The sequence below is a fragment of the Achromobacter sp. 413638 genome, assembly GCF_043119405.1.
Classification (GTDB): Bacteria; Pseudomonadota; Gammaproteobacteria; order Burkholderiales; family Burkholderiaceae_B; genus Achromobacter.
This window is the reverse complement of the sequence record NZ_JBICCO010000135.1, coordinates 1-10,877: the sequence shown is the minus strand read 5'-3', so window position 1 is coordinate 10,877 and position 10,877 is coordinate 1. Positions and strand designations below refer to the sequence as shown.

Here is a 10,877-nt window from a genome sequence, read left to right as displayed (position 1 = left end):
TTTTCTTTGGTTCGCGCCTCGCCGCCATCTGCCGCCCTGGCGCCGCTTGCCCAACCCGCTTGCCCAACCCACACCCCCTGCTAGCATGTGCCAGGCCGTCAGGCAGACGACCCGCTCATCCGCAGAGGACCGTGAAGCAATGGCTGAACCGCTTTTCATCGTGGCCGACATCGACCTCAGCGCCCCGGCGCTGCGCCGATGGCTGAAGTCCGCGCCGCAGTCCGTCGCGGCATTCGATGACTGGCCGGAGTCTGTCCGCCTTGGCGCTCCAGGCCTCACCGAGCTGGCCGCGCCCATGGAACCCTGCGTCGCCGATGCGCTGGTCAGCTACTGCGTGGACAGTTTCGGACGGGAAGATGGGCACCTGCACTGCCGGCACGACGAGCAGGCGCATGCGCTCCGGTTCGCGGCGTGCTTCCAGTATGGCGATGAGGCCGGCGCCCTGGCGTCCGCGCTTTTTCTCTGCGCCCTGCTGCGCGGGCTGGCGCAGGCCTACACGGCAAGGCAGCCCTCATTCATCCGCCTGTTCAACGCCGACGACGATCTGGTCTGCATCGGGATCGGCAAGCAGTCCTCGCGCGTCCTGCCCGCTCCGGCGCATGCGCGGGTCTCGCCCCCATGGTTCGACGATTGGATCAGCCAGGACAACCTGGGCGATCCGGGCAGGCTCATGGTCGCGCTGTTCCCGCCCCTGGCCCGCGCCCTGAAGAAGCAGTTGGCGCTGGGCGCGCTGCAAGCCAGCCCGGATGCGCCCCACCACTACGACAGCCACTTCTGGACCGACGGCGAGCATGTGTATCGATGGCCCGGCGACCAGCCTGTGCCAGGCGCCGCCCCCCGGACTTTCCGGCGGGTCACGCCCGCCAACGCCATGGACTCGGCGTTCTACACGGATGGACGACAGGTCTGGTACCACCGCCCCATGGTGGGGGTCGTGCCCGTACAGGCGCTTGAATCCGGAACCGCCATGCAAGGCTGGCGGCCGTTCGGTTCGGACGGCGAACCGCTGCTGCGTTGCGGCGACACCGTCTGGACCGTCGCGTGCATGGACTATCCCGATGGCGGGAACGCGCCGGACGAGGCGAACTACCCGCTGGGCGGAAACACCCCGGCCAATGTCGCGCGCGTCCTGGAGGGCATTGCCTCGCAGGACGGCATCCCCACGTGGGAAAAGGCCTACGACTACGAATACCTGCGCCCCACCCGGGTGCTCGGAAAGTCGTTCGCCCACGTGCAAGACAGCCTGTTCGAGGATGGCGAATCCGTCTACGTCCAGGCGGCCCAGGGCCTGCTGCGCCTGGAGGGCGCGCTTCCCGGCATGACGACGGACCTGGGCGCGCTGAGCCTCAACAACGGGCGGGTCTTTCATCGCGGGCAGGCAATCCGGCGCCAGCCCGATGCCGCCACATTGCGCCATATCGGCCACGATCTGTACGCGGACGACAGGCGCGTCTACCTGCTGCGCCACGAGATGGACGGCATCCATTCCCATCCGGATCTGCGGATTCTGCAGGACGCGGATCCGGCGCGCTTCCGGATCAGGCACGTCCTGCCGCACGCCATTCTCAGCGACGACGAACAGCAAATCTGGCTCAACGGCGAACCGCTACACGGCGTGACGCCCCGCGCCATCAAGCTCATGGGTGTGTTCTTCTGGACGGATGGCGTCCACGTCTATCACTGCGAGAAACGGATTGCGCAAGCCGATCCGGCCAGATTCGACGTGCTGGCCGACTCCGACTACGCGCGCCAGGACGACGCCGTCTACTTCCGCGACCAACGGATTCCCGGCGCGGACGCGGCCAGCTTCGTCGCCGACGACATGAGCACGGCGCACGACCGGCGCCGGCGCTATCTGTTCGAAGAGCCGGTCATGAGTCAGGACGACGCCGCCGACTCCTGACCGCGCGCGGCCGGCCGGGGTGGCCGGCGCCAGGCCGGCGGGTGAATTCAACATAAAATACGGCGGCGCACCCCAAGCGCCCAATTCCGGAGTCCCCACGGCTCCGCGTCGCCGATGCTCAAATTCATCCTCCGCGTCTTCGTCGTCGCCGTCATCAGCTTCGCCGTCGCGTACCAGATCGTGAACCGCGGCCTGGGCTATCTGGTCGAGCCCATGGTCGAAGACCTGGCCGTGCGCACCATGCGCGGCCAGGTGTACGCGCTGCACAAGGACCTGGACCCCGTCGCCCCTGCCGACCGCGCCACCTTTCTGCTGCAGCAGGTCCTGCCCCATTACGGCCTGGAGCTGCGGCTGCTGGCGGACGCCCAGGTCCAGCCCACCGAGAACGAATTCCGCCAGATCGACACCGCCGGTTTCCTGATGCGCGACGACTTCGAGACCGTCGTCATGCCGCTGCCCGGCGAGCCCCGGCAATGGCTGGAAGTGAAGCTGCCGGGCGATGACCCGATGGACAAGGCGCTGACCTGGGGCGCCTGGATCGTGCTGAGCCTGCTGCTGACGGCCACGCTGCTGCTGCTGTGGGCGCTGCCGGTCTGGCGCGACATGGACGCGCTGCGCAACGCCGCGCTGCGCATGGGCCAGGGCGACCTGGGCATACGCGTGCGGCTCTCGCGCATCGCCGGCATTCGCCACATCGGCGAAACCTTCAACCAGATGGCCTCGCGGATCTCGGCGCTGATCGAGAACCAGCGCAGCATGACCAACGCCGTTTCCCACGAACTGCGCACGCCGCTGGCGCGGCTGTCGTTCGAACTCGACCTGCTGGCGCGCGAAGAGGCCGCGCCCAAGCGCGGCCTGATCATCCAGGACATGCACGCGGACATCGAGGAACTGCAGGGCATGGTGGCCGAACTGCTGGTCTACGCCCGCCTGGAACGGCCCGCCGAGGAGTCAGTCAAGCTCGAGACCGTGGACACGCTCGACTGGCTGAAGGAAGCGCTGGCGCTGGTCGCCTTCCAGGCCGAGGCCCGCAACGTGCAATGCCACATCCAGGAAGGCTACCTGGACCACATCGACCTGCATCCGCGCTACATGAGCCGCGCGCTGCTGAACCTGGTGCAGAACGCCGTGCGCTATGCCGACGGGCACGTGCACGTCTCGGTCACGGGCTGCCCCGAGGGCGGCTTCCAGCTCATCGTCGACGACGACGGGCCCGGCATTCCGGCCGCCGAACGGGAGAACATCTTCGAGCCCTTCATCCGCCTGGACGACAGCCGCGACCGGGGCACGGGCGGCGCCGGCCTGGGGCTGGCGATCGTCAAGCGGGTGGCGGCCAGCCACAATGGCAGCATCGAAGCCTGCGCCAGCCCGCTGGGCGGCGCGCGCTTCGTGTTGCGCTGGCCGGCCGGGACGAAGGCACACTAGCGCCGGCGCTTGCCGCTCAGGACGCAGACAGTCGCAGAGCCGACGGCTGCGGCAGCGCGGACGCCTCGCCCTCCACCTCCACCACCTGGCCGCCGCCCGGCAGGCGGAAGGCGCTGACGGCGCGCTTCAGGTCGGCGGCCTGGTCCTGCATGGAGCCGGCCGCCGCGGCGGCCTCTTCCACCAGCGCGGCGTTCTGCTGCGTGACCTCGTCCATCTGCGACACCGCGCGGTTGACCTGCTCGATGCCGTCGGCCTGCTCGGCCGAGGCGGCGGCGATCTCGCCCATGATGTCGGTCACGCGCTGCACCGAGGCGACGATGTCCTGCATGGTGGCGCCGGCGCGCTGCGCGCTGTCCGAACCCTGGCCGATCTTGCCGACGGTGTCCTCGATCAGGCCCTTGATCTCCTTGGCCGCCTGCGCGCTGCGCTGCGCCAGCGTGCGGACCTCGGCGGCGACCACCGCGAAGCCCTTGCCCTGCTCGCCCGCGCGCGCCGCTTCCACGGCCGCGTTCAGCGCCAGGATGTTGGTCTGGAAGGCAATGCCGTCGATCACCGACACGATGTCGGCGATCTTCACCGAGCTGGCCGAGATCGCGCTCATGGCGCCCACCACTTCCGACACCGTGGCGCCGCCGCGCGACGCCGTGTCCGAGGCCGCCGCCGCCAGCTGGTTGGCCTGGCGCGCGCTGTCGGCGTTCTGCTTGACGGTGGAGGACAGCTCTTCCATGGACGCCGCCGTCTGTTCCAGCGACGCGGCCTGCTGCTCGGTGCGCGACGACAGGTCGGTATTGCCGGCGGCGATCTGGCCCGAGGCCGAGGCGATGTTGTCCACGCCGGCGCGGATCCGGGCGACGGTGGCGGCCAGGTTGCCGTTCATCGTCTGCAAGGCCCGCATCAGCTGGCCGATCTCGTCACGCGAGCGCACGGCGATGTTGCTGGTCAGGTCATTGGCCGCCACGGTGCGCGCCACGGCCAGCGCGTCCGACAGCGGGTGCGTGATGCTGCGGGTCAGCAGGACCGCCAGCAGCAGGCCGCTGAGCAAGCCGATGGCGCCGATCACGATCATCCACAGGTTGGCGCTGGCGTATTCGCCCTGGATATCCTGGGCGCGGGCGTCGATATCGGCGCGCTGCACGCTGGACAGCTTCGAGATCAGTTCGATGAACTGCCGCGTCGCCGGCAGGAATTCCTGGGCGAACACGCGCTCGGCGGTGGCCACATCGCCGTCCTTCTTGGCCTTGAAGATGGTGTCGCGCGTGCTCAGGTAGGCCTGGCGCGCCTTGGCGATGCCGGCCCACAGCTCCTTTTCCTCGGGGCTTTCGATCAAGGGTTCGATCTGCTGCTGTAGCTGCGAGGAATTGCGCGTGGACGCGGCCGCCTCGTCGGCGAAGAAAGTCGCCAGGCTGGCGTCGGCGCTCTTGGCGATCGCCGTGGTGCGGGTCACGCCGGAATGGATGTTGCGGGCCCAGTCGTTGACCAGCCGCTCCTTGACCAGCGAGCGCTGCGTGACGGTTTCCACCGAGCGGTTGATTTCGGCCAGCCCCAACAGGCCGACCACGCACATGATGATGATCATGGCGAGCAAGACGGAGAATCCGCCGGCCAGGCGGGTTCCCAATTTCAGGTTTTTCATAGCTTCCCCGGTTTTCCCGCCGGCGCCGGGCCGCCGGCCGTCAGGAAAATCCGCCCCAAGATAAAAGTCGGTGTATCGGTAAAAGTGCCTGCGGAGCGTTTGAGTTCGTGGATATCCGCAATAACCCAGGAAATGCTAGCAGCGGCGATCCGGCAGGCATCGCGGGAAATGGAGAAGGTTTTGACCCAAGCTCCGGGCTTTGCGCGGCCGGCGCGGCGGCCGACCAGGAAGTCTCCCGCCATTGCGGGACGCCCGCCTTGACATCCCGCAAGCGGGACGCGGCCGGCTCAGGCGGCCAACGGCGCGCCTTCGCCCGGCATGCGTTGCGGCGGCGGCGTGCTGGCCACGTTGCGCAGGTAGTACTTGATGAACTCGGCCGCCGGCATGGGCTTGCCGTACAGCCAGCCCTGGCCGAAATCGACTTCGCGCGCCTTGAGGTAGTCGGCCTGGTCCTGGCGCTCGATGCCTTCGGCCACGGTCAGCAGATTGAGCGAGCGGGCCATGCCGATGATGTGCTCGGTGACCTTGTGGGTGGCCGAATCGGTGCCGATGGCATCGACGAAGGTCTTGTCGATTTTCAACGAATCGAGCGGCAGGCGCTGCAGGTAGGCCAGGCTGGAATAGCCCGTGCCGAAGTCGTCGATGGCCACGGCGTGGCCCAGCCGGCGCGCCTCGGCGATGACGGGACCGGCGGTGTCCACGTCCATGAAACCGCGTTCGGTGGCCTCGAGCCAGATCTGGCGCGGCTCGATGGACGTGTGCAGCAGCATGCGCTCTAGCACCCGCAGCACTTCGCCGTCCTTCATGTCGCTGGCGCCCAGGTTGACCGAGATATGCACGCCTCGGTCGACGGCGAGCAACTCCTCCATGTCCCGGATCACCAGCCGGAACACCTCGGCCGTGATACGAGGCAGGATGCCGTTTTCCTCGGCGATGGCGATGAACACGTCCGGCCGCATCTGCTTGCCGCCGGGACGTTGCCAGCGCACCAGCGCCTCGGCGCCCACGCAGCGGCCCGAACGCAGGTCGATGATGGGTTGGTAGTGCACCGCCAGCTCGCGCCGGCTGACCGCGGTGGCCAGCTCGCCCGCCAGCGACAGGCGCCGGCGCGACAGCCAGCACACCAGGCCGATCATGACCAGCGCGGTCATGCCGCCCATCGGCAGCCAGAGATTGCGTTCGCGCCGCAGGGAACTCAGGGCCTCGCTGGCGGGTTCGAGCAGGACCACGGTAATGTCGTCACCGCGCGCGACGGCGGTTAGGTAGTCCTCTTCCACGTCGAGCTTGCCGCCGTTGAGCGCCTGCGCCACCAGCATGAGGTCGGGATGGTTGTGGCTGCCCAGCATGCCCGAGCCCGGCAGCACCAGCGCCATCTGCACGCCATCGGTCGGCGTCAGCTGGGTGAACCGGCCGGGCTCGATCAACGCGCTGTAGTCGCCGTAGCGCACCGCCACCATGCGCAGGCCCGGACTCACCACCGGCACGGCGTCCAGCCGCAGCGCGGCGCCGTTCTTCAGGTGCAGATGCGGCGGCTCAAGCCGCGCCTGATCGTCCGGTATGCCCCAGCTGGTGCAGCGCACGTAGCCGTCCGCGACGTAGGCCAGCTCATCGATGGAACGTTCCTGCAGCGACAAGGTCTGCATCATCCGCACGTGCTGCGGCGAACAGGGATCGATCCGCATGGCGTTCAGCCGGTGCAGCACTTCCACCGTCTGGTCCAGCATGCCTTGCGTGTACTTGAGGATGCGCTGCGCCTGGTTGTCCAGGCTCTGCTGCTCCAGCGCCACCGCGCGCGACCACGACATTTGCAGCGCGAAGCCGATCGGCAGGAAGGCGCCCGCTGCGGCCAGCAACACGGCAATTCCGATCACATACTTGCGCGGCATCGGGGCGGGTCTCTAGAGTTCGCTTCTGCGGCGAGGTTTTAGGCTTTTACACGCTTTATACGTCAAGCGCGCGTCTTAGCTGCCGTACACGCAATAATGTCTCATCCTCGGAGGCCAGATTCGTGAATCCCAGCAACAGTCCCTGCCGCGTCGCTTCCCCTGCATAGCGCGCCGACAGAGGCTGGGCGTTCAGGCCCGCCGCCTGGGCGCGTCGCGCCTGCGCGGCGTCGTCGCCATATTCCGGCAGCCGGACGATGAGGTGCATACCGCCCTGCGCCAGCCCGATCTCGGCGCCGTCGCCGAACACCTGCCGCAGCGCCGCCGCCAGCAGACGCCGGCGGCGGCCGTACAGCTGGCGCATCTTCTTGAGATGACGGGAAAAATGCCCCTCGGCCATGAAATCGGCGACGATGGCCTGGACCAGCTTGGGGCAACCATTGGACCCGGTCGCGGCCGCCTGCCCGCAGGCCTGGACCAGCGGCGCGGGCGCCACCAGGTAGGCCAGCGCCAACCCCGGGTAAAGCACCTTCGAGAAGCTGCCCGTGTAGATGACACGGTCATGCGCATCCAGGCTCTTGAGTGCGGGCAGCGGCGGGCCGGCGTAGTGGTATTCCCCATCGTAGTCGTCCTCGACCACCCAGGCGCCGGCCTGCGTCGCCCAGCCCAGCAGCTCGGCCCGCCGGGCCAGGCTCATCGAGACGCCCAACGGCGCTTGATGCGACGGCGTGACGAGCGCCATGCGCGCCCCTGGCGCCCGCTGGCGTCCGGCCTCCACAATCAGACCTTCGCCATCGACCGGCACCGGCACGAGACGGCAGCTGTGACGCTCCAGAACCTCGCAGGGCGGCGCGAAACCCGGTTCTTCCACCCAGACCGGATCGCCGGGCGCCAGCAGCGCGCGCGCCAGCAATGCCAGACTGGCCCGATGGCCCGCCGTGACGAAGACCTGCCCCGGTTCGCAGGCCGCGCCGCGCGAAACCGACAGATAGGCCGCGATCGCCTGCCGCAAGGGCCAGTAGCCGGCCGGATCGCCATAAGCCATATCGGCCGGACTCAGGGCGCGCAACCTCCTGGCCGCCAGCCGCAGCCACTGCTTGCGAGGAAAGGCATCCAGCGCCGGCATGCCTAGCTGGAACGGCGGCGGCGCGGCGTCAAAGCCATGCATGGCCGCCACGCCGGGCGCTGGCGCCATGGCGGCCTGTGCCGGCCGGCGGGGCATCCGCGCCGCGGCCGGCAGGCGCGGCGACACCACGGTGCCGGCCTGGCCCCTGGCCAGGAAGTAGCCCTCGCCCATGAGCTGGCTGTAGGCCAGGTCCACCGTGCCGCGCGCCACGCCCAGCTCGCTGGCCAGACTGCGCGCCGACGCCACCCGGTCGCCCGGCGCCAGCAGGCCCTGCTCGATGGCATCGCGAAAGCGCCGGTATATCTGGCGGTACAAGGGCTCGCCCTGGCGACGTTCCAGGTCCGGCAGCGGGGTACGGGGAGGGCTTTTCATGGACCAGTATTCTTGTACAGATATGGCTCTTTCAACTGAGCCATGGTAGCCCTATTCTGGCGACATGAACAACGGATCCCATGGGGCCATCGCAATGCAAGACCGAATTTTCCTGGCGGGCGCCACGGGCGCCATTGGCACGGCGCTGATCCCACTGCTGCGCGCGGCCGGCTACGAGGTGCACGGCGCCACCCGCAACGCCGATCGCTGCGCGGCCCTCGAAGCCGCCGGCGCGACGCCCGTCGTAGTGGATGTGTTCGACTCGTCCGCCTTGCGGACCACGCTCGCCCGCATCCGGCCGCGCCAAGTCATGCACCAGCTGACCGACCTGGCGCTGCTGGGCGACCCCGCCCGCGCCGGCGAGGCCGCGCGGCGCAATGCGCGCATCCGCGACGAAGGCACGCGCAACCTGGTCGCTGCGGCGCTGGCCGCCGGCAGCGAAACGCTGGTGGCCCAGAGCATCGATTGGATCTATGCGCCGCAGGCGGTCCGCCCCTGCGACGAGGAGCAAGCGCTGGACCTGGACGCTCAGGGCGACCGGCGCGTCAGCGTGATGGGTGTGGTTGCACTGGAACGACAGGTGCTGGGCGCGCCCGGCATCACGGGCACGGTGCTGCGTTACGGCCGGCTATATGGTCCCGGCACCGGCGCGACCGCCCGGCCCGCGACGAACGCGCTGCATGTGGAAGGCGCCGCCTGGGCGGCGCTGCTGGCGCTGCGCCATGGCGGCGGCGTGTTCAATATCGCCGAGGACGAATCGGAAGTGAGCACGGCGCGCGCCCGCGCGACGCTGGGCTGGCGTCCCGGCATGAGCGGGCTGCCGGCCATCGCGGCCTAAGGCCGCGCGCCGCCAGTTCAGCTAGCGGCGTCCAGCCCGTAGCGGGCGGCCACCACGCCACCGGTCAGCACCAGCCTGCGCGGCGCGCGCTGCGCCACGGCCTCGGCCGCGCAGCTCGCGTCCACCAGCGCCAGGTCGGCGCGCGCGCCCGGCGTCAGGCCGTAATCGGCGAAGCCGCAGGCGCGCGCGGAGGATGTCGTCACGCACTCCAGGGCCCAGCCGATTTCCTCGTCGCGGCGCAGGTCGTTGCGCATCCCGATCAGCATGGCGCGCGCCAGCATATCGGGTTCGCCATAAGGCGACCAGGTGTCGCGTATGCCGTCGTTGCCGCCGAAGATCGTCACGCCCGCCTCGCGGCAGGCGCGCACCGACGGCACCGGCCGCGACGGCGGCGCGGTGGTGAGCAGCGCCACGTCCAGCGCGGCCAGGCGCGCCAGCAATCCGTCCAGCCGGCGCGCGTCCAGGGCGCCCAGGCAGAACGCGTGGCTGACCACGAGCCGGCCTGCCATGCCCAGCGCCTGGCAGCGATCCAGCATCAGGTCGAGCGTGAAGGCCCCCAGCTCGCCGGGCTCATGCAAATGTATGTCCAGCGGCTTGCCGTGACGCTCGGCCAGATCGAAAAGCTGATTCAGGGAACGCGCCGGATCGCGGTCGATGGCACAGGGATCCAGTCCGCCGAGCACATCGGCGCCAGCCGCCAGCGCGCGGTCCAGCAGTTCCGCCGTGCCCGGCCGGATGAGCAGCCCGGACTGCGGAAACGCCACGATCTGGATGTCGACCCGGCCCGCGAGCGCCTCGCGCGTGGCCAGTACGCCGTCAAGGTGCCGCAGGCCCGCTTCGGTGTCCACGTCCACATGGGTGCGGATGCGCGTCGTGCCCAGCCGCAGGAAGGCCAGCGCCAAGGCCTGCGAATGCACATGGGCGTCGTGGCCGCTGGCGGCCCGCCAATCGCGCTCATTGTCGATGCGGTCCGTCAGCGCCGAACCCACGTCATTGACGTACCAGGACGATCCCCAGGTGGTCTTGTCCAGGTGGGCATGGCCTTCTACCAGGCCAGGCAGCAGCAAGGCGCCGCCGCCCTCTTCCACCGGCAACGCGCGCCATTCGGGCGCCAAGCCGACGTTCTCGCCCAGAGCCGCGATACGGCCCCGCCGGATCGCGACGTCCACGCGCCTTCCATCCGGCGACCGGACATTCTTCAGCAGCAAATCGGTCATGGGGAATATCCCGCCGGCGGCATGCGCCGCCGGCCAGCCGGATCAGGCCTGAGGCGGTTCGATCCAGAAGAAGCGCTCACCCTGGCGGACCATGTCGGCCACGCCTTCGGGCGTCAGGCGGTAATCGGTGCCCATGAGCGTGGCGCCGCCGTCGTCGTGGATGTGGATCACGGCCAGCGGATCATTGGCCATGGTGTACCAGTAGTAACCGGGCTTGAGATTGTGCAGGTTTGTGTTCATGGGTCCAGTATACAAACAAGCCCGCGAATACCCCATGCCCCAACATCAAAGATAAAAAATGTCGCAACGCGCCTGACACCGGACGCGTCAGGCGGCATACTCTTTGCGTGCCCCGGCCGAGACGCGCCCGACGCGCGATACGGAACGCCCGGCGGCGGCGCCATTCGCACACCAGCGTTGATTGCGAGGGGAAAAACAAACGTATGAAACGGCAGGTACTCCAATTCAGCGAGCCTCTCA

Annotated in this window: 9 protein-coding genes; 3 read left to right on the top strand and 6 right to left on the bottom strand. The window is 68.9% G+C overall.

The window, feature by feature from the left end; genetic code table 11:
- Window positions 1–139 precede the first annotated feature (139 nt).
- Both ACEU5R_RS31015 and ACEU5R_RS31010 read left to right on the top strand, forming a co-directional pair.
- On the top strand, window positions 140–1,903 hold the full coding sequence (locus ACEU5R_RS31015; protein WP_392413656.1) for a DKNYY domain-containing protein: 1,764 nt from the start codon (window positions 140–142) through the stop codon (window positions 1,901–1,903).
- Between the two features lie 114 nt (window positions 1,904–2,017).
- Window positions 2,018–3,328: an ATP-binding protein gene (locus ACEU5R_RS31010; protein WP_392413654.1), complete on the top strand. Its 1,311-nt coding sequence runs from the start codon at window positions 2,018–2,020 to the stop codon at window positions 3,326–3,328.
- 16 nt (window positions 3,329–3,344) lie between these two features.
- Here ACEU5R_RS31010 and ACEU5R_RS31005 read toward each other — a convergent pair whose 3' ends face one another.
- Genes ACEU5R_RS31005 through ACEU5R_RS30990 form a run of 4 tightly spaced genes read right to left on the bottom strand, consistent with a single transcriptional unit; the run spans window position 3,345 to window position 8,342 of the window.
- Window positions 3,345–4,961 carry a methyl-accepting chemotaxis protein gene (locus ACEU5R_RS31005; protein ID WP_392413652.1) on the bottom strand — a complete coding sequence of 539 codons (1,617 nt, stop codon included), beginning with the start codon at window positions 4,959–4,961 and terminating at the stop codon, window positions 3,345–3,347.
- A complete protein-coding gene (locus ACEU5R_RS31000) occupies window positions 4,958–5,203 on the bottom strand; it encodes a hypothetical protein (protein WP_392413651.1) in 246 nt (81 codons plus the stop codon). Before ACEU5R_RS31000 ends, ACEU5R_RS31005 begins: the two co-directional genes overlap by 4 nt.
- 45 nt (window positions 5,204–5,248) lie before the next feature.
- Window positions 5,249–6,847 carry an EAL domain-containing protein gene (locus ACEU5R_RS30995; RefSeq protein ID WP_392413649.1) on the bottom strand — a complete coding sequence of 533 codons (1,599 nt, stop codon included), beginning with the start codon at window positions 6,845–6,847 and terminating at the stop codon, window positions 5,249–5,251.
- Window positions 6,848–6,902: 55 nt separating this feature from the next.
- The gene (locus tag ACEU5R_RS30990; protein WP_392413647.1) at window positions 6,903–8,342 is read right to left on the bottom strand and encodes a PLP-dependent aminotransferase family protein; all 1,440 of its coding nucleotides are present in this window, start codon (window positions 8,340–8,342) and stop codon (window positions 6,903–6,905) included.
- Between the two features lie 94 nt (window positions 8,343–8,436).
- Here ACEU5R_RS30990 and ACEU5R_RS30985 point away from each other — a divergent pair, with 94 nt between their 5' ends.
- Entirely contained in the window at window positions 8,437–9,180 is a 744-nt protein-coding gene (locus ACEU5R_RS30985; RefSeq protein ID WP_392413646.1) for an NAD-dependent epimerase/dehydratase family protein, read from the top strand.
- 17 nt (window positions 9,181–9,197) lie between these two features.
- Here the strand turns inward: ACEU5R_RS30985 and ACEU5R_RS30980 are convergent, their stop codons facing one another.
- Window positions 9,198–10,397, bottom strand: a complete 1,200-nt coding sequence (locus tag ACEU5R_RS30980; protein WP_392413644.1) for an amidohydrolase family protein — start codon at window positions 10,395–10,397, stop codon at window positions 9,198–9,200.
- 42 nt (window positions 10,398–10,439) lie between these two features.
- On the bottom strand, window positions 10,440–10,637 hold the full coding sequence (locus ACEU5R_RS30975) for a hypothetical protein (RefSeq protein ID WP_199771083.1): 198 nt from the start codon (window positions 10,635–10,637) through the stop codon (window positions 10,440–10,442).
- Window positions 10,638–10,877 lie beyond the last annotated feature (240 nt).